The organism is Paraburkholderia antibiotica (genome assembly GCF_012927125.1).
In the GTDB taxonomy this organism is placed as follows: Bacteria; Pseudomonadota; Gammaproteobacteria; order Burkholderiales; family Burkholderiaceae; genus Paraburkholderia; species Paraburkholderia antibiotica.
Genome location: NZ_JABBFZ010000004.1, coordinates 260,112 through 278,558 on the forward strand (window position 1 = coordinate 260,112; position 18,447 = coordinate 278,558).

At 65.0% G+C, this 18,447-nt stretch carries 14 protein-coding genes; 5 read left to right on the top strand and 9 right to left on the bottom strand.

What is annotated here, in order from left to right:
* Positions 1-169 precede the first annotated feature (169 nt).
* A complete protein-coding gene (gene fabV, locus HHL14_RS10255) occupies positions 170-1,366 on the top strand; it encodes an enoyl-ACP reductase FabV (RefSeq protein ID WP_169497485.1) in 1,197 nt (398 codons plus the stop codon).
* Positions 1,367-1,465: 99 nt separating this feature from the next.
* Here fabV and HHL14_RS10260 read toward each other — a convergent pair whose 3' ends face one another.
* The 4 genes from HHL14_RS10260 to HHL14_RS10275 form a co-directional block, all read right to left on the bottom strand.
* Positions 1,466-2,122, bottom strand: coding sequence for a TetR/AcrR family transcriptional regulator (locus tag HHL14_RS10260; protein ID WP_169497486.1), 657 nt, complete (start codon positions 2,120-2,122; stop codon positions 1,466-1,468).
* 70 nt (positions 2,123-2,192) lie between these two features.
* Positions 2,193-2,537, bottom strand: a complete 345-nt coding sequence (locus HHL14_RS10265; protein ID WP_169497487.1) for a hypothetical protein — start codon at positions 2,535-2,537, stop codon at positions 2,193-2,195.
* A gap of 125 nt (positions 2,538-2,662) precedes the next feature.
* On the bottom strand, positions 2,663-3,286 hold the full coding sequence (locus HHL14_RS10270; RefSeq protein ID WP_169497488.1) for a glutathione S-transferase family protein: 624 nt from the start codon (positions 3,284-3,286) through the stop codon (positions 2,663-2,665).
* A gap of 115 nt (positions 3,287-3,401) precedes the next feature.
* Positions 3,402-4,301, bottom strand: a complete 900-nt coding sequence (locus HHL14_RS10275; RefSeq protein ID WP_169497489.1) for a LysR family transcriptional regulator — start codon at positions 4,299-4,301, stop codon at positions 3,402-3,404.
* Positions 4,302-4,396: 95 nt separating this feature from the next.
* Here HHL14_RS10275 and tam point away from each other — a divergent pair, with 95 nt between their 5' ends.
* From tam to HHL14_RS10290, 3 genes are all read left to right on the top strand, one after another.
* Complete coding sequence (tam, locus tag HHL14_RS10280; RefSeq protein ID WP_169497490.1) at positions 4,397-5,197, top strand: trans-aconitate 2-methyltransferase; 801 nt, start codon at positions 4,397-4,399, stop codon at positions 5,195-5,197.
* 349 nt (positions 5,198-5,546) lie between these two features.
* Positions 5,547-5,912 (top strand): hypothetical protein, encoded by a 366-nt coding sequence (locus tag HHL14_RS10285; protein WP_169497491.1) that lies wholly within the window; start codon positions 5,547-5,549, stop codon positions 5,910-5,912.
* Between the two features lie 550 nt (positions 5,913-6,462).
* The gene (locus HHL14_RS10290) at positions 6,463-7,620 is read left to right on the top strand and encodes a porin (RefSeq protein ID WP_169497492.1); all 1,158 of its coding nucleotides are present in this window, start codon (positions 6,463-6,465) and stop codon (positions 7,618-7,620) included.
* A gap of 71 nt (positions 7,621-7,691) precedes the next feature.
* Here HHL14_RS10290 and HHL14_RS10295 read toward each other — a convergent pair whose 3' ends face one another.
* The 5 genes from HHL14_RS10295 to HHL14_RS10315 form a co-directional block, all read right to left on the bottom strand.
* Complete coding sequence (locus tag HHL14_RS10295) at positions 7,692-9,062, bottom strand: MFS transporter (protein ID WP_169497493.1); 1,371 nt, start codon at positions 9,060-9,062, stop codon at positions 7,692-7,694.
* A gap of 134 nt (positions 9,063-9,196) precedes the next feature.
* On the bottom strand, positions 9,197-13,381 hold the full coding sequence (locus tag HHL14_RS10300) for a bifunctional nitrate reductase/sulfite reductase flavoprotein subunit alpha (protein ID WP_169497494.1): 4,185 nt from the start codon (positions 13,379-13,381) through the stop codon (positions 9,197-9,199).
* A 59-nt stretch (positions 13,382-13,440) separates the two neighbouring features.
* A complete protein-coding gene (gene nirD, locus HHL14_RS10305) occupies positions 13,441-13,806 on the bottom strand; it encodes a nitrite reductase small subunit NirD (RefSeq protein WP_169497495.1) in 366 nt (121 codons plus the stop codon).
* Between the two features lie 48 nt (positions 13,807-13,854).
* Complete coding sequence (gene nirB / locus HHL14_RS10310) at positions 13,855-16,404, bottom strand: nitrite reductase large subunit NirB (RefSeq protein ID WP_169497496.1); 2,550 nt, start codon at positions 16,402-16,404, stop codon at positions 13,855-13,857.
* Between the two features lie 416 nt (positions 16,405-16,820).
* Positions 16,821-17,714 (bottom strand): MOSC domain-containing protein, encoded by an 894-nt coding sequence (locus HHL14_RS10315; RefSeq protein WP_169497497.1) that lies wholly within the window; start codon positions 17,712-17,714, stop codon positions 16,821-16,823.
* Between the two features lie 324 nt (positions 17,715-18,038).
* On the opposite strand from HHL14_RS10315, the gene HHL14_RS10320 reads away from it, so the two are divergent.
* Positions 18,039-18,443 carry a GlcG/HbpS family heme-binding protein gene (locus HHL14_RS10320; protein WP_169497498.1) on the top strand — a complete coding sequence of 135 codons (405 nt, stop codon included), beginning with the start codon at positions 18,039-18,041 and terminating at the stop codon, positions 18,441-18,443.
* The last annotated feature ends 4 nt before the right edge of the window (positions 18,444-18,447 follow it).

Here is an 18,447-nt window from a genome sequence, read left to right on the forward strand (position 1 = left end):
GTCTTGCGGCCGCCTTTAAGGACACCGGTGACGACGCCCTCAGGGACGCCGGCGAGCACGACCCGCCACGGCCCTTCCCTACCCCCATGCCCCTTCCGCCACAGAGCCCGATGCCCGGCCCCCGCGGCGGGGCCACTATAATGTCGCCAATTCCGACAAGAGGTGCTTCATGATCATCAAACCGCGTGTGCGTGGCTTCATCTGTGTATCGACCCATCCGACCGGCTGCGAAGCCAACGTCAAGGAACAGATCGAGTATGTGAAGGCACGCGGCCCCATCGCCAACGGCCCGAAGAAGGTGCTCGTGATCGGCGCGTCGACCGGCTACGGTCTGGCCGCGCGCATCAGCGCCGCGTTCGGCTCGGGCGCGGACACCCTCGGCGTGTTCTTCGAGCGTGCCGGCAGCGAAACCAAGGCCGGCACCGCCGGCTGGTACAACACCGCCGCGTTCGAAAAGTTCGCCACCGCCGAAGGCCGGTACGCGACCAGTATCAACGGCGATGCGTTCTCCGACGAAGTCAAGGCGCGCACGATCGAAGTCATCAAGCGCGATCTCGGCCAGGTCGACCTCGTCGTCTATAGCCTCGCGGCGCCGAAGCGCCAGCATCCGAAGACGGGCGAAGTGTTCAGCTCGGTGCTGAAGCCGATCGGCAAGGCGGTCAACCTGCGCGGCATCGATACCGACAAGGAAGTGATCAAGGAAACCGTGCTCGAACCGGCGACGCCGGAAGAAATCGCGCAGACGGTCGCGGTAATGGGCGGCGAGGACTGGCAGATGTGGATGGACGCGCTGGGCGAAGCCGGCGTGCTCGCCGACGGTGCGAAGACCACCGCATTCACCTACCTCGGCGAGAAGATCACCCACGACATCTACTGGAACGGCTCGATCGGCGCGGCCAAGAAGGATCTCGACCAGAAGGTGCTCGGCATCCGCGAAAAGCTCGCGGCCAGGGGCGGCGATGCGCGCGTCGCGGTGCTGAAGGCGGTCGTCACGCAAGCCAGCTCGGCCATTCCGATGATGCCGCTGTATCTGTCGCTGCTGTTCAAGGTGATGAAAGAGCAAGGCACGCACGAAGGTTGTATCGAGCAGGTCTATGGCCTGTACAAGGACAGCCTCTACGGCAGCCAGCCGCATATCGACGACGAAGGCCGTCTGCGCGCGGACTACAAGGAACTCGATCCGTCGGTGCAAGTCCGCGTGCAGGAACTCTGGAATCAGGTCACCAACGACAATATCTACGAACTCACCGATTTCGCCGGCTACAAGACCGATTTCCTGCGTCTGTTCGGTTTTGAAATGAAGGGCGTCGATTACGACGCGGACGTCAATCCGGACGTACAGATTCCGAATCTGGTGCAGGTTTGATGATCGAAGGGGGCGGTATTGCGATGTCGCCCCCTTCGTTTTTCTGCATGTTGTCTTCCCCGCTTCGTTCCTGAGCGCTTCTCTGCGCTGTTCTCTTCCCTACTCTGTCTTTGCGTCGCCGACTTGGCGTGACTGCGCGACATAGCCGTCCACCGCCCGCATTACCCGCGCTTCCAGCACCACCGCATCGCGTTCGTCGCGCTCGCCGGCGTAATCGACCATGCCGCGCACGATCGCGAGCAGATCGTGCGCCACGAGGCTGACGTCGTGCAGTTTGGGCGCGCCCGGCTTGCGGCCCAATGCATCGACGAGCGCCGCGTGCACGGTATCGGTGATCCGCTGATCGCGCTCGCCGACCGGCAACCGACGCTCCTCGAAATCGATGATCCGTGCGAGCACCGGCCGGCGCATCTGATGCGCGACCGCCGCACGCACCAGCGCCCGCACGCAGTCGCGCGAGTTCTCGAGTAAGGTCGCGGCGTCGATGTCGGCTGCCAGTTGCGCGGTCTCGCGCTCGATCAATGCGACGGTCAGCGCGTCGCGATTCGGAAAGTACTGATACAGCGAGCCGATGCTGACGCCGGCGCGTTGCGCGACCGCGTTGGTCGTATAGCCATCGAGTCCTAACGTCTCCAGAATGCGGGCCGCCGCTTCGAGCACGGCCTCGACGGTTTGCGCGGAACGTCGCTGAACCGGCATCTTGCGGGGTTTCAACTGTGGGGGCTTGGGCTGCGGTGCGGCGGTCGATTTCGGCATGGCGGAAATGCGAGGTTCGAATACGAGTGACCGCTCGTATTCTATTCCCGCTTTCGCGAGACTCGCACGCTCAACACGGATACGCGCCCTGCAGCGCACGCAGAATCGCGAGGCCGATCGGGAAGTCGTCGGAGATGCCCGGATGATTCGCGAAGAACGCGTCGAGCATCGGATAAACGGTCTGGTTGCCGATCGCGAGCGTTTGCGGCGGACAGAACAACGGCGGACGTTTCTGCGCAACCAGGTCGCCGTTGGCCCAACCGAGCGCGTTGATCGTGCCGGTGATGTACGCCGCGTAGATCGAATTGTTATCGGTGTGCGCCCATTTTTTGTATTGTGCGGCCGTCATCTCGGCGCTCGCGTTCAGAGTGAAGCACGCCATCAGCACAGCCAGCGCGAATTTCGTTGCCCGCATCGTTGGACCTTCAATGTCGCTAAATGAAATGGCCGTCATTGTAGGGGATGCGGGGTGTGCCGCGCAGAAGCATCCCGCGTAATAAATTCGTCAGAATTGGCGATGATTTTCGTAAGCGGCGCCAATCACGGCGTGCCATTACGGCAATACGCGCGATACCCGTCGCGCTCGGCGAGTCTCGCCATATACGCAGCGAGTGCCGGAAAGTCGTCGTGCTGTAGCGGCGTTTCGAACCAGCGGTTCGCCGACAGCGCGATCGGAATATCCGCCAGCGAAAACGCGTTTCCCGCGATAAACGCACCGGTACGCACGAGCTGCTGCTCGACGATCGCCATGTGCGCCGACCAGTTCGCACACGACGCCGCGATCTGCCGCGCATCCTGATGCTCGGGCGAGCGCCGCACCAGCGCGAGAAACGCGTAGCTCCACGAGCGGTTCAGCTCGCTTGCCTGCCAGTCGATCCATTGATCGCAGCGCGCCCGTTCGAGCGGATCGGCCGGATACAGCCAGTCGCCGCGATAGCGGTTCGCCAGATAGCGGATGATCGAGTTCGACTCCCACAGCACGAACTCGCCGTCGCGAATCACCGGGACCATCGCGTTGGGATTGAGCGCACGAAACTCGGGGACGTCGGTGGAACGGAAACCCGAGCCCCAGTCTTCCTGTTCGAACGCAAGGCCGAGTTCCGCGCAGGTCCACAGCACCTTGCGCACGTTGATCGAAGTGGTCTTGCCGAGGATCTGCAGCATGAGAGCGTGGGTCCGTGTGTAGGGTGGATTGAACGACGGGTAAGGTAAACGAAGCGATGCGATGTAACGCCGGCACTGGCGCCGCCAGCCAGTTTGCCGTGCGCGCGACGCGCCGTCACGCGCTCTTCAGCGTCGCCTGCTCGCGAATCATGTCGTAGAGCGCCTGCGCGGCCGGCGACAGCTGCGCGGTCTTGCGCGCGACCAGCACCAGCGTGCGCGACACCGTCGGCTGGATCAGCTCGACGGTGCGCACGCTCGGGTACGCGCCCTTCTGCAACGCGAGCGCCGGCACCACCGCCGCGCCGACGCGTTGAGCGACGAGCCCGACCGCGGTCGAGCTGCGCTGCACCTCGTAGAACGAGCGCAGCGCGAGTTCGCTCGATTCCAGCGCCACGTCGAGCAACGCGCGGTTGCCACTGACCTCGCCGGCGAAAATCAGCGGATACGCCTGCAACTGCCGCCACGCGATGCGCCGCCGCTTCGCGAGCGGATGCGCCTCGTGGCAGATCAGCACGTAGCGGTCTTCGGTGAGCGGCACGGTGGCGAGATCGGCATGATGCTCGCGCGCGATGTTGATGCCGAACTCGACCTCGCGGCGCAACACGGCCTCCTCCACCGCCGACGATGCGTGATCGAGAATCTTGATGCGGTTGTGCGGATAGCGCGCCGAATATGCCTGCAGAATGCGCGGTAAATACTGCACGCCGACGGTCGGCACGCACGCGATCGACACGTCGCCGCGCTGCGCCATACCCGTTTCGCGGATTTCGACCAGCGCATCGGCCAGTTCGCCGAGCAGCCGGCGCGCCTGCGGCAGAAAACTGCGACCGATTTCGGTCAGCGCCATCGAGCGTGTGGTGCGTTCGATCAGCGTGACGCCGAGATAGGTTTCGAGCTTGCGTAGCCGCTGCGTGATCGCGGTTTGCGTCACGTGCAGCGCATCCGCCGCACCCTGGAAGCTGCCGCGATCGGCAATCGCGACGAAAGCCTGCACGCCGAGGGTGTCGATTTTCATTAGAAAAATGCAGCAATCGGAAGAATAAATTCATTTTACTCTGCGTGCCGATCTGCCGAAAATGAGCGCACCGAACCCCACGAAGGAGCAAAAAAATGACCGGGACCACCCTGCCCGAACCCAGCGACTGGCACGCGAAGCAGTACGTGCTGTTCGAGAACGAGCGCACGCGTCCGGTGCGCGATCTGCTCGCCGCAGTGCCGACGGAAGGCGCGCGGCTCGCGGTCGATATCGGCTGCGGGCCGGGCAATTCGACCGAGGTGCTGGCCGCGCGTCTGCCGGGCGCGTCGATCAGCGGAATCGACAGTTCCACCGACATGATCGCGGCGGCTCGCGAGCGCCTGCCGCAATTCGGTTTCGAGGTCAGTGATATTTCGACGTGGGACGCGCGTGGACCGTATGACGTGATCCTCGCGAACGCGGTGCTGCAATGGGTGCCGGACCACGAGCGGCTGTTTCCGGCGCTGGTCGACAAGCTCGCGGCCGGCGGCACGCTGGCGGTGCAGATGCCCGACAATCTCGACGAACCGGCGCACCGGCTGCTGCGCGAGATCGCCGCCGACGGCCCGTGGGCGCCGCAACTGAAGGGCGTTGAGCGCACCATGCGCCACGGCGCGGCCTGGTATTACGCGCTGCTCAAGCCGCTGTGCACGCGCGTCGACGTGTGGCGCACCGTCTATCACCACCCGCTCGCGGGCGGCGCGGACGCGGTGGTCGAGTGGTTCAAGGGCAGCGCGCTGCGGCCGTTCATCGCCCCGCTCGATGCCTCCGCGCGCGACGCCTTCCTGCAACGCTATCGCGACGAAATCGCCAAGGCCTATCCGGCGCTCGACGACGGCACCGTGCTGCTGCCGTTTCCGCGGCTCTTCATCGTCGCGACGCGCGGGGATCGCTGATAGTCGGCGCCGGGCGCGTTCCCGGCGCTCATCGACGCCAGCGCGTTTTTCATCAGCCCGTCCCTGCTCGCGGACGCTTGTCGGACGGGCGTTTCCGCGTCGCGTGCGCGCGCCGCGTCACGCCTCGCCTTGACCTCGTTCTGACCTCGCTCCACGCGCTGCCCCTCCCTCGCCGATCGTCTGCTCGTACCCTGTTCATGCGTTGCCGCCAGCGTTCCGCGCTCGTGCCGCGCGCCAGGGTTGGTCGGGAATTGCCGCCCGGGAATATCGCGTGCTAATGTGTGTTGAAAGCGGAGGACGGCGCCCTGCCGCCCTCACCGGGAAGCCATTTACTGCAGCGAGCGTCGCCATGAGTGATGTACGCCAACATCTGAGTCCCCGTGACCGTCTGGAGCTGTTGTGCTGGCTCACATGCGGAAGCCTCGGCGCTTATTATCTGAACGAAGACTGGCCCGACGCGGCGTTTCACGTGCAGGCCGCGCATAAGTGGCTCGACCGTCGCGCGCGCGAAGCCGACTGGCTCTGCATCGCGAAGCTGTCGGCCACCGCGGTCGAAATCGCCCGGCGCCATGCGCAGTTCGTCGATACCGACTGGGCACGCGACGCGGTTGAAGAAATTCTCGATACCGACGAACTCGATCCGCAGGCACGTCTCGTCAGACAGGTGATTACCGACTGCCAGAACGCGCTTGCGGACAGGCGGATCGCGGATTAAATCGCCGCTTTTTTCGAGGCGGTTAGCGCCGGTTTGCGGCTTGGGGCCATTTCGATGGCCCTTTTGCATGGGGTGCGGTGATCCGGTTGGCGATGGCGACCTCACGCACGCAATTGCAGGAGCTGCGGCGTTTGCAGAAGCCGGCGCATCGCGCATTATCGAGCCCGCGTTCGGGTCACCGGACCGCCGATGATGCGCACTTTCTCAGCAGACTCTCTCACGTTCAATCGCACAGTCACGCACCGGTAAAACGCGTGCCCCGCGCGCTCGTGCATCGTCCTTCGATCGAGGGCACTGCGGTGTGAATGCCGGCGCTCGATGCCGTCACATGTCGATCTTCAGCCGCGCTGCCACTGCTCGCCGTCGCCCACTCCGCTCGCGCTCACACGCTCGCCTCGCCCCTGCACGCACCCGACCGCACCACACAGTGCGTCGCCACGCCGCGTCTGCAACGCCATATTCGAGGCCGTAACCAGGGATGTGCCGTATACGCAGCATTCATCTCAAATTTGAGAATGTAAGCTTTTTGCAAGAAAAGCCGGAGCCTTGAATGAAAAGAAACCGCCTCGCCACCGCCGCCCTCGCTACATTCGCCGCGTTCGCGGCGCCCTGCGCGTTCGCGCAAAGCAGCGTGACGCTCTACGGCCTCATCGACCAGGGGATCGTCTACACGAACAATGCGGGCGGTAGCCCGGCCTGGGAAATGGCGAGCGGCTATGCGCAAGGCAACCGCTGGGGCATGAGGGGGACGGAGGATCTGGGCGGCGGCACCCGGCTCGTGTTCCAGCTCGAAAACGGCTTCGAACTGAACTCGGGCAGGCTCTTCCAGGGCGGCCGCCTGTTTGGTCGCGAGGCTTACGTGGGGCTGAGCAATGAGCGCTTCGGCACGTTCACGCTGGGTCGTCAATACGACTCGGTGGTCGACTATCTCGCTCAGACGACGGCAAACGGCAGCTGGGCCGGCTTCCTTTTCTCGCACCCGTACGACAACGACAACACCGACAACTCCTTCCGCCTCGGCAATAGCGTCAAATACGCGAGCCCGACGATCGCGGGCCTGAAGTTCGGCGGCCTCTACAGCTTCAGCAACGATACGAACTTCGCCAACAACCGCGCGTACAGCTTCGGCGGCCAGTACACGAACGGCGGCCTGCTGCTCGCGGCGGCCTGGCTGCAGGTGAACAATCCGGGCGCGGGGACAGTCGGCGCGATCACGTCGAACGACGCGAGCTTTATCGCGGGACGCATGCGGGTGGTCGGCGGCGGCATCAACTATACGTTCGGCAAAACGACGGCCGGCTTCTCCTATACCAACTCGAACTATAAAAATCCCACCGGCAACAACTATATCGGCCTGCCGCTCGCGGCGCCCGGCGTGAGACTCGATACGCTCAAATTCCAGAACCTCGAAGCCAACGGTCGATATCAGTTCACGCCAGGATTCTTCGTCGGCGCGCAGTATGTGTACACGATGATGAACTACGAAGCGTCCTCGGGCACCGTCAAGCCGAAGATTCACACGGTCGGCCTGATGGCGGATTACAACCTGAGCACGCGCACCGACGTGTATGTGCAGGGTCAGTATCAACGCGTGATCGGCGGCACCACGCAGTCCATTCTCGACAACGCGTTCATGCTGGGTACGCAGGCGCCGTCATCGACGGACAAACAGGTGGCCGTGCGGGTCGCGCTGCGGCATAAGTTCTGAAACTTCCGCACGGCGCCGCAACCAGCGAGCGCCGTGCATCACGTGTTACTTCGTGGTGTTACCGCGCGGCATTACTCCGTCGCATGCGCAGGCATGATGCCGGCGGTTTGCATCGACCACGCCATCCACGGCCGACGCAGCGCGACGATCGCGAGAAACGCGCAGGCGGCCAGCGCGCCGAACGTCGCGAAGCCCATCTGATAGCTGCCGGTGCTTTCCTTCGCGATGCCCATCACGACCGGCAGATAGAAGCCGCCGATGCCGCCCGCCGCGCCGACGATGCCCGACATCAAGCCGGTGCGGCCGGCCCAGCGATGCGGCACCAGCTGGAACGTCGCGCCGTTGCCGAGACCGAACGCGGTGTACAGGCACAGCAGCAGCGCGATCCCGCCCGCGAGCGACGGCATCGCCGCAGCGAATACGAAGTCGCAGACAGCGATGATCGCAAGCAGCACGGTCAGCGCGCGCACGCCCGACACCCTGTCCGCGATCAGCCCGCCGAGCGGACGCACCATCGCTCCGGTCGCGGCGAGCAGCGCCATGAACAGGCCCGCGTCGATTTTGCTCAACTGGTAGAGACTCGTCAGCAGCAGCGACACATACGAGGACATCCCGACAAAGCCGCCGAACGTGATGCTGTAGACGAGCATGATGACCCAAGTATCGCGCTCGCCGAGCACCGAACGATAGCGCTTCGGCAGCACCGCGATCGCGAGCAGCGCGCCGATCACCGGCAACAGCAGCACGCTGGCCTTGCCCGCGCCGAATAGCCCCGCCTCGACCAGCAGCACCAGCACGATCAGCCCGACCAGCGTGGTCGCGAAGCCGCCGAATGCGCGCAGCACGCTGCCCGTTTTGACGCCCGCGTCGTTGGCCCAGAAATACAGCGTGAGCGCGGCGATCGCGAGTAGCGGCAGCGCACCGCCGGCGGCCATCTGCCAGCCGTAGCGGGTTGCCAGTTGCGGGAACAGGAAGCCGTCGAGCACCGCGCCGATATTGCCGGCCGCGGCGAGCCCCAACACCAGCCCCTGCACTTTCGGCGGATAGTTGCTGCCGGCCATCGGCAGCGCGACCGCGAAGCTCGCCCCGCCGACGCCAAGAAACACGCCGAGTACCAGCAGCGTTTCATACGATGGCACCGTTTGCAGCAACGGCAGCACGATGGTCGGCACCGCCGACAGCAGCACGCCCATCAACGCGATGCGCTTGCCATGCGCGGACTGATACAGATTGCCGAGCGTCACGCGCAGAATCGCCGCCGACAGCACCGGCACTGCCACCAGCAGACCCTGTTGCGCGGGCGTCATCGCGATGCTCCTGCTGATGAACGGCGCGAGCGGTCCATATAGCACCCAGACGGTGAAGCCCGTATCGAAATAAAGGAAGCAGGCAACGAGCGCGCGCCAGTCACCGCTTCTCAGGGAGTGCATCACGTTTTTCATCAGACATCCTCACTAAATAAATTGCTGGGTAGTCTCGTTTGTGTGTCGTATTCATCTGCAGTGGCATGTCGTTGGGCGACTGTCGTCCGGCGATTTCACCGGCTTCAATATGCAAGCGTCATGCCATTCGAAGCTCAGTACACGTCGCGCCCATAGCGCTTTTCGCGCGTCAGACGGCTCACGTATTCGAGCGCCTTGTCGTCGCTCATGCCGCCGTGCGTCGCGATCACATCCTTCAACGCGGCGTCGACGTCGCGCGCCATCCGGTTCGCGTCGCCGCATACATAGAAATGCGCACCCTCTTCGAGCCAGGCCCACAGTTGCGCACCGTGTTCGCGCATGCGGTCCTGTACGTAGATCTTGTCGGCCTGGTCGCGCGAGAACGCGACGTCGAGTTGCGTCAGCAGGCCGCTCGCGCGCATCGCTTCGAGTTCGTCGCGGTAGTAGAAATCGGTGGCCGCATGCTGTTCGCCGAAGAACAGCCAGTTGCGGCCGCGCTCGCCGCGCGCCTGGCGCTCGTGCAGAAAGCCGCGAAACGGTGCGATGCCGGTGCCCGGGCCGACCATGATCATCGGCGTGTCCGCCTGATGAGGCGGACGAAAATGCGCGGACTTCTGCACGAACACCGGCACCTCGGCGTCGCTCGCACGATCGGCGAGAAACGTCGACGACACGCCCTTGCGATACCGCCGCCCGTTGTTGTAGCGCACCGCGGACACCGTCAGATGCACTTCCCCCGGATGTGCTTTCGGGCTCGACGCGATCGAATACAGACGCGGCTGCAGACGTTTGAGCATGCCGGTCAGCTCGGCGGCCGTCAGGCTCACCGGGAATTCATGCAGCACATCGGCCAGTTGCTGGCCCCACAGCCATTGCTTCAGATCGGTCTTGCGCGCGGGCGCGAGCAGTTCGCGCAGCGCGCCGTTGCCGCTGCGCGCGGCGACGAACGCAAGCGCTTCCGCACTCGGCCGCGCGATCTCGTAGTGCTTGCCGAGCGCGTCGGCGAGCCGCATCTCGCCGAGGCCCGCGACGTGAACCGGCGCTTCCGCGTGCAGACCGCTCAGCGCGATCAGTTCGTCGACGAGTTCGGGGCAATTGCTCGGCCACACACCGAGCGCGTCGCCGGCTTCGTATTCGAGCGTGGTGCCGCCCGTTTGCAGCGACACGTAGCGCGTATCTTTCGCGGCGCCCTGGCGGTTCAGGCGCAGATTGCCGACCACGCGCGATGCGGCCGGCCGCGCCCTGGTCGGCACCGTCCCGACTACCGCGTTGATCATGCCGCCGGGCGGCACCGCATACAGCGCCGCGTCCGCTTCCTTGATACCGACGATCATGCGTTCGAGCCACGCATCGGCAACCGGCTGACACTCGCTATCGCAATCGACACGCTCCAGCAAACGCAAGCCGCCCCGCTCCGCGAGCCGTTCGTCGAGACGTCGGCCGTAACCGCAAAACTGATCGTAGTTGCGGTCTCCGAGCGCGAGCACCGCGAAGCGCACGCCGTCGAGACGCGGTGCGCCGTCCGTCTGCAGTTGCGTCCAGAAGTCCTGCGCGTTGTCGGGCGGATCGCCGTCGCCGAATGTGCTCGTCATCAGCAGCACGTATTGCGCTTTCGCGAGCGTCGCCAACGGGTAGTCGGCCATGCACGCAGTGCGGATTTCGAAGCCCGATTCCATCAGGCGCGTTGCGTAGCGCTCGGTCAGCGATTCGGTGTTGCCGGTTTGCGAGGCCCACAACAGCGTCACCTTCGGCCGTGCGCGCACGATGCGCACGCCGGATTCGCGCGGTTCGTTGTTATGTGTGAGCTTCGGCGATGCGCTTGTCGACGCGGCGGAGTTCGTCGCGCTACGGCTATAGAGTCCCGCGAGCAAACCGTCGACGTAAAAACGCTTCGCCGGCTCGAACGGCGCCGCGTGCGGCAGTACCGGCACGCTATCAATGCCCTGCTCTTCCGCGCTACGCAAGCCGCTGACGAAGCCGGCCAGGTAAGCGCGCTCGGCCTCGTTCAGCGTCGGTGCAGGCACCGGCTCGCCCGGCAATTGCAGTAGGCTCGTGAGCGCTTCGATACGGGGCATGGTTTGATCCTTCGCGCACGCAGCGGCGACCGCCGCGCCGGTTTGGGTGGAACGCGCGTCGTCGTCAGCGCTCGTGCTCTCGATACGGTCGGCCGTCACCGGACTCAACGCCACCGCGCAGACTTTCAGCTCGGGCTGCAGCGAAACCGGATCGACGGCGTCGTGGGTGACCGCGTTGATGCACAGGTCGTCGCCGAACACGTCGTTCCAGTGCATCGGCGCGAAGCACTGCCCCGCGTTCACGCGATCGGTGACGACGGCCGGCAGCACCGCGCGGCCGCGGCGCGAACGGATTTCGACCGCATCTTTCGCGCGGATGCCGAGCGCGGTCGCGTCCTCCGGATGAATCTCGACGAACGGTCCCGGGTTCAGTTTGTTCAACATCGCGACCTTGCCGGTCTTGGTCATCGTGTGCCATTGATGCTGCACGCGACCGGTGTTCAGCACGATCGGAAATTCGCGGTCAGGCAGTTCCGCCGCGCTCGCATAGGCACGCGCGAAGAATTTCGCCTTGCCGCTCGCGCCCGGAAAAACGAGGCGCGGCACGCTGCCGTCCTGTCGCTGTCTGAGCGGCTGACTCACGCCGTCGTTGATGTAGCGAAGCGGACTGCGATCGGCCGCATCGATCGATGCCACCGGCCATTGCAGCGGCGTCTCCTTCAACCGTCGATAGCTCGCGCCGCGCAGGTCATAGCCGGTCGCGGGATTCGCCGCGCGTGTGATTTCGTCGAACACCTGTTCCGCGCTGGTATAGCTGAACGCGTCGGCGAAACCCATTTCACAGGCAATGCGCGCGATGATCTGCCAGTCGGGCAACGCCGCGCCGGGCGGCTCGACGGCCTGCCGCATCAAGGTCAGATTGCGCTCTGAGTTGACCATCACGCCTTCGGCTTCGGCCCACAGCGCGCCGGGCAGCAGCACGTCGGCGTAGCGGTTGGTCTCGGTGTCGAGGAACGCGTCCTGCGCGATCACGAGTTCGGCCGCGCGCAGGCCGGCGATCACGTTCTGCCGGTTCGGCACCGTCGCGACCGGATTGGTGCAGATGATCCAGCACGCCTTGATATCGCCCGCGGCCATCCGCGCGAACATGTCGATCGTGCCGCTGCCGGCGTTGGCTTTCAGCGTGCCCGGCGCGATCCCCCACAGGTCTTCGATAAACGCGCGGTCTTCGGCGACCAGCGCCGAGCGCTGCCCAGGCAGACCCGGCCCCATGTAGCCCATTTCACGGCCGCCCATCGCGTTCGGCTGGCCCGTCAGCGAAAACGGCCCGCTGCCGCGCCGGCAGATGCGGCCGGTCGCCAGATGCAGATTGCACAGCGCGTTGGTGTGCCAGGTGCCGTGCGTGCTCTGGTTCAGGCCCATGGTCCAGCAACTCATCCACTCCGGCGCGGCGGCGATCATCTGCGCGGCGCGGCGGATGTCGTCGGCGGCGAGACCCGTGATGCCCGCGACGTATTCTGGCGTGTACTCGGCGAGAAACGCGGGCATCGTGTCCCAGCCTTCAGTGAATCCGGCGATGAAAGCGGGATCCGTCGCGCCGTTTTCGTGCAGCAGATGCAGCAGCCCGTTGAGCAACGCGAGGTCGGTGCCGGGCCTGATCTGCAGAAACAGATCGGCTTTCTCGGCGGTCGTGTTGCGGCGCGGATCGACGACGATCAGCTTCGCGCCCGCCTTCACGCGATCCATCATGCGCAGGAACAGGATCGGATGACAGTCGGCCAGATTCGCGCCGCTGACCAGAAACAGATCGGCGTGATCGAAGTCCTCGTACGAGCCCGGGGGGCCGTCCGCGCCGAGCGACAGCTTGTAGCCGCTGGCCGCGCTCGCCATGCACAGCCGCGAATTGGCCTCGATGTTGTGCGTGCCGATAAAGCCCTTCGCGAGCTTGTTGATCAGATACTGCGCTTCGAGCGACATCTGTCCCGACACGTAAAACGACAACGCATCGGGCCCATGCTGGTCGAGCACGCGCCGCAGCCGCGCGGCGGTGTCGCGCAACGCCTGCGTCATCGGCAACGGCACGGGGTCTTCGTCGCGCGCATGACGCACGAACGCGCCTTCGAGGCGTCCCGACTTGCGCAGCGCGACGTGCGCCGACTGCCCTTTCGTACAGAGGCGGCCGAAGTTCGCCGGATGTTCCTTGTCGCCGGCGATCTTCACGACCTGACCGTCCTCGACGTGCAGCACCATCCCGCAGCCGACGCCGCAATACGGACACACGGTTTTTACGCTCGTAGCAGACATGCTCGATTCAGCTAGTTAGATATCCAGACAATCGATCGGGACCGGCGAGCCGTGCCGAGTCAGACCTCGACCAGCACCTGGCCGTCTTCGACGCGCGCGGCGAACGCGCTGACCGAATACGACGGCGTTTCCAGGCATTCGCCGGTGCGCAGATCGAAGTGATGTTTGTAGATCGGCGACGCGACCACGATGCGCTCGCCGAGACTGCCGACCAACCCGCGCGACAGCACCGCCGCATGCGAGCCCGGGTCGAAGTTTTCGATTGCATAGACCGTCGGCGCGGCATCGGCCTGCGCTGCGCCGCCGTCGACGTGAAACACCGCCACCTGCTCACCGTTGATCAGTGCGCACACGCCGGTGTTCGGCACGATGTCGTCGAGCGGGCAGATCGCGGTCCATACGCGCGGCAGACGTTCGTTTTTCATGGCTGGGCTCCTTCGATAAATGTGCGGAAATACAGGGGGAAAAACTCCTCAAGCCGGCTCGACGACGACCGGAATCGCGACGAGCTTCGCCTGCCGCTCGGCGGGCGTGGCCGGCCGGATCTGGCCGCGTTCCTCGACGAAGCTCACGTTGCCGTCGGCGTCGCCGCTATTCACGAAGTGCCGGAAGCGCTTGCGCGTCTGCGGATCGGTGACAGCCTTCTTCCATTCGCACTCGTAGGTGTCGACGACGTTGCGCATCTCCGCTTCGAGTTCCGCGGCGACACCGAGCCGGTCGTCGACGATCACGCCGATCAGATAGTCGAGGCCACCTTCAAGGTTGTCGCGCCACACGCTGGTGCGTTGCAGACGATCGGCGGTGCGCACGTAGAACATCAGGAAGCGGTCGATATAGCGCACCAGCGTGGCCTTATCGAGGTCCGCCGCGAGCAGTTCCGCGTGGCGCGGCTTCATCCCGCCGTTGCCGCATACGTACAGGTTCCAGCCCTTCTCGGTGGCGATCACGCCGACGTCCTTGCCCTGCGCTTCCGCGCATTCGCGCGTGCAGCCCGACACGCCGAACTTGATCTTGTGCGGCGTGCGCAGCCCCTTGTAGCGATTCTCGAGTTCGACCGCAAGGCCCACCGAATCGCCGACACCGTAGCGGCACCATGTCGAGCCGACACACGACTTCACGGTGCGCAGCGACTTGCCGTACGCGTGGCCCGATTCGAAACCGGCCGCGATCAGCTCTTCCCAGATCAGCGGCAACTGCTCGACGCGCGCGCCGAACAGATCGACGCGCTGACCGCCGGTGATCTTCGTATAGAGGCCGTATTTCTTCGCGACCTGCGCGACCGCGATCAGCCCGTCGGGCGTCACTTCGCCACCGGCCATGCGTGGCACCACCGAATACGTGCCATCACGCTGGATGTTCGCGAGGTAGTAGTCGTTGGTGTCCTGCAGCGACGCGTGCTCTTTCTTCAGCACGAATTCGTTCCAGCACGACGCGAGAATGCTCGCGACCGCGGGCTTGCAGATATCGCAGCCGAGCCCGCGCCCGTGTTTCGCGAGCAGCGCGCCGAAGCTGCGCAGCCCTTCGACGCGTACGAGGTGATACAACTCCTGGCGCGAATACGGGAAGTGCTCGCAAACATGGTTGTTGACGACCATGCCCTGTTTCTTCATCTCGGCCTTCATCACCTGGGTGACGAGCGGCACGCAGCCGCCGCACGAGGTCCCCGCACCGGTCGCGCTCTTCAACGCACCGATGTCGGTCGCGCCGGCGCACACCGCCGCGCACAGATCGCCCTTCGACACGTTGTTGCACGAGCAGATCTGCGCGGCCGCCGGCAATGCCTCGACGCCGAGCGCCGGCTTCGCGTGGCCGGCGGCTTGCGGCAGGATCAGGAATTCGGGTGCCTCGGGCAGCTCGATGCGGTTGAGCATCATCTGCAGCAAGGTGCCGTATTCGCTCGCGTCGCCGACCATTACCCCGCCGAGCAGATATTTGCCGCAGCCGGACACCACGAGCTTCTTGTAGATCTGCTTGCGTTCATCGCTGAACTGATAGCTGCGACTCTCCGGCGTGTTGCCGTGCGCGTCGCCGATACTCGCGACGTCGACGCCCATCAGCTTCAGCTTGGTGCTCATGTCGGCGCCGGCGAATTCGGCGCCTTCGTCGTTCGTGCCCAGCAACTGCTTTGCCACCACACGCGCCATTTCGTAGCCGGGCGCGACAAGGCCGAACAGTTGGCCTTGCCACAGCGCGCATTCGCCGATCGCGTAGATAGATGGGTCGCTGGTGCGGCACGCGTTGTCGATCACGATGCCGCCGCGCGCGCCGATCTCGAGTCCGCACGCGCGCGCGAGGTCGTCGCGCGGACGGATGCCGGCGGAGAACACGATCATGTCGGTGTCGAGGTGGCTGCCGTCGGCGAACTGCATGCGGTGCGTGCCCGCTTCGCCGTCGACGATCTGCGTGGTGTTCTTCGCGGTATGCACGGTCACGCCGAGTTCTTCGATCCGGCGCTTCAGCACGCGGCCGCCGCCGTCGTCGACCTGCACCGCCATCAGGCGCGGCGCGAATTCGACCACGTGCGTTTGCAGGCCCATATCGCGCAGCGCTTTCGCGCATTCGAGTCCGAGCAGGCCACCGCCGACCACCGTGCCGGTTTTCGCGTGCTTGCCGCAAGCGCGCATCGCTTCTAGATCGTCGATAGTTCGGTAGACGAAGCAATCGGCGCGCTCGCGGCCCGGCACCGGCGGCACGAACGGATAGGAGCCGGTTGCGAACACGAGCCGGTCGTACGACAGCGTTTCGCCGGTCGATACCATTACCGTGCGGGCGTCGCGATCCACCGCGACGGCGCGCGCGTTCAGTTTGAGCAGCACGTTATGGCGCTCGAAGAAGCCCGGCTCGACGAGCGACAGATCGTCGGCGCTCTTGCCCGCGAAGAATTCGGACAGATGCACGCGATCGTAGGCCGGTCGCGATTCCTCGCACAGCACCGTGATGTCGAGATCGTGCGGGGCCTGTTGCGCCACGCACTCGATCAGTTTGTGGCCGACCATCCCGTGACCGATAACGATGATTTTCATGAGCGCGCTGTCCTTTGGATCGGGCGGATACGAATGCGATTGCGGAAATAAAAACGGCGTCCCGCGAATCCAGCCGAGGGCTGAATCCGGGGGACGCCGTTGTCCTGTTCGGTGTTGCTGTGGCGCGTGCCGTGCTGCTGCGTGCGCGACGGACCTGCGTTGGCCCGCTGGCAACGCTTTACGCAAAGGCTGTGCCATGTTTGGGAAATGGGCCGGAAAGCCTTGTCCGGTGGGGCTTGGCGGGGGCGAGTTCAGATCGAACGCCACGTTGGCGTGCGACGTGTTCTGAGGCGCGCAGGCACAGCGATGGTGCGACGCAGCACTGTGCGCGTGCGAATTCAGGGTTGTACAGCTCGATACACGATGTCCTTGCGGACCTCGTTCTACGCGACGCTGTCAGTCGCTTTCGCTACGACTCAATCGCCGAACCCCAACTCGGCTTCGGCCTGCTGCCCCACCCGCAGCCACGCGCCCGCCCCGCTCGCGATCAGCGCGTTGTTGCCGAACGTCACCGCGCCGTCGAAGCGCGCGCTGACGCGATAGCCGAGCATCGTGTCGGTCGGCTCGTTCGGCCAGTCGGGATCGGGCGCGCCGCGGGCCTGATCGATCGTCGGCATCGGGCAGCGCGAGCACAGCTTGACGAGGCGTAGCTCGACACGCGATGCGTCGGGCGCGCCGGCGGTGGCATTCGTGTCGACGATTAGCGTCTCCACGTAGTCCTCTTCGTACGCATCGAGACCCGCGAGCACGATATTCGGCCGGAAGCGATCGATCCTGATCGACGGCGCCCCCTTGCTGTTCAGCCGCGCGTTCAGATCGTCGAGCGACGCCTGACCGACCACCAGCAGCGGAAAACCGTCGGCGAAAAACGTCGTGGCGCCGCCGGTGCTGTCGGTGTAATCGCGATCGACGATGCGCTCGCGCTGCGGATCGAAACGCAGCAGCCGCGCCTGCAGGCCGAGGAATTCGCTGAACCACGCGGCGGCTTCGTCGCCGGTGTCGAGCCCGTAGGCCGCATCGCGCCAGACCGCGGTATCGACCCTCGGCGCCGCCGCGAGCCGCGTGGCGTCGAGCGGCGTGCGCAATTCGCGCATGCCCGGCGCGCGCACGATCAGATCCTCGGCGCCGAGTTCGACCTGGATCAACGCCATGCGCGGATACGCGCGTTGCGTGAGCATCGCGCCGTGCGGATCGGTGATCATCCAGTAGCGATCGTATTCGAGGCCCGTCGCCAGCAGGCGCGCCTCGTTAAGCGCGATGCCCGCGCAGGACTTGATCGGATAAACGAACAGCTCGCTAATGGTCGGCATGGTGATCGGTACAGTTGATGGCGCGTGAGCGCGCGGTTTTTCCGTGTTTTCGGCGTAGATGCGATTGTAAAGCGTTGTAAAGCGCGGCGCGGCGCGTGTGCCGATGCCGGCGATCGGCGCCTCGTCGACGACCGCCCAGGGAAGCCGCCGTTTCGCGAGCGCGCGCCTGCAAGTAGAATCTTCGGATCAGACGCGCGCCGCCAGGCCGCGCCACGCCTGCTTCAGGACATGGCAGGCACCGCAGGCCTTGCAGTCACTGAGCGAGCGGTCACTGGATAGAACCCGTAGAAGCCTCCTTCCCATCATCGAGACAGGAAAATCATTATGCTGAGCAAACCCGTGTTGAGCGTGGCCGAAACAACCCGCATCCTCGACGCCGCGCGCGCGGAAGCCGAGAAGAACCATTGGGCCGTCGCGATCGTGGTCTCCGACGACGGCGGCCATCCGCTCGCGCTGCTGCGTCTGGACGGCGCGGCGCCGTCGACCACCTACATCGCGACCGAAAAAGCCCGCACCGCGGCGCTCGGCCGGCGCGAAACCAAGGTCTACGAAGACATGATCAACAACGGCCGCACCGCGTTTCTCAGCGCGCCGTTGCTCGGCACGCTCGAAGGCGGCGTGCCGGTGAGCGTCGACGGCCACGTGATCGGCGCGGTCGGCGTGTCGGGCGTCAAGTCGGAGCAGGATGCGCAGATCGCGAAGGCCGGCATTCAGGCGCTTGGCGTGTAACTGG

What these genes read in the sequence shown, in the direction of transcription:
- fabV (WP_169497485.1), top strand. Translation starts at nt 170, where the DNA reads ATGATCATCAAACCGCGTGTGCGTGGCTTCATCTGTGTATCGACCCAT.
- HHL14_RS10260 (WP_169497486.1), bottom strand. Translation starts at nt 2,122, where the DNA reads ATGCCGAAATCGACCGCCGCACCGCAGCCCAAGCCCCCACAGTTGAAA.
- HHL14_RS10265 (WP_169497487.1), bottom strand. Translation starts at nt 2,537, where the DNA reads ATGCGGGCAACGAAATTCGCGCTGGCTGTGCTGATGGCGTGCTTCACT.
- HHL14_RS10270 (WP_169497488.1), bottom strand. Translation starts at nt 3,286, where the DNA reads ATGCTGCAGATCCTCGGCAAGACCACTTCGATCAACGTGCGCAAGGTG.
- HHL14_RS10275 (WP_169497489.1), bottom strand. Translation starts at nt 4,301, where the DNA reads ATGAAAATCGACACCCTCGGCGTGCAGGCTTTCGTCGCGATTGCCGAT.
- tam (WP_169497490.1), top strand. Translation starts at nt 4,397, where the DNA reads ATGACCGGGACCACCCTGCCCGAACCCAGCGACTGGCACGCGAAGCAG.
- HHL14_RS10285 (WP_169497491.1), top strand. Translation starts at nt 5,547, where the DNA reads ATGAGTGATGTACGCCAACATCTGAGTCCCCGTGACCGTCTGGAGCTG.
- HHL14_RS10290 (WP_169497492.1), top strand. Translation starts at nt 6,463, where the DNA reads ATGAAAAGAAACCGCCTCGCCACCGCCGCCCTCGCTACATTCGCCGCG.
- HHL14_RS10295 (WP_169497493.1), bottom strand. Translation starts at nt 9,062, where the DNA reads ATGAAAAACGTGATGCACTCCCTGAGAAGCGGTGACTGGCGCGCGCTC.
- HHL14_RS10300 (WP_169497494.1), bottom strand. Translation starts at nt 13,381, where the DNA reads ATGTCTGCTACGAGCGTAAAAACCGTGTGTCCGTATTGCGGCGTCGGC.
- nirD (WP_169497495.1), bottom strand. Translation starts at nt 13,806, where the DNA reads ATGAAAAACGAACGTCTGCCGCGCGTATGGACCGCGATCTGCCCGCTC.
- nirB (WP_169497496.1), bottom strand. Translation starts at nt 16,404, where the DNA reads ATGAAAATCATCGTTATCGGTCACGGGATGGTCGGCCACAAACTGATC.
- HHL14_RS10315 (WP_169497497.1), bottom strand. Translation starts at nt 17,714, where the DNA reads ATGCCGACCATTAGCGAGCTGTTCGTTTATCCGATCAAGTCCTGCGCG.
- HHL14_RS10320 (WP_169497498.1), top strand. Translation starts at nt 18,039, where the DNA reads ATGCTGAGCAAACCCGTGTTGAGCGTGGCCGAAACAACCCGCATCCTC.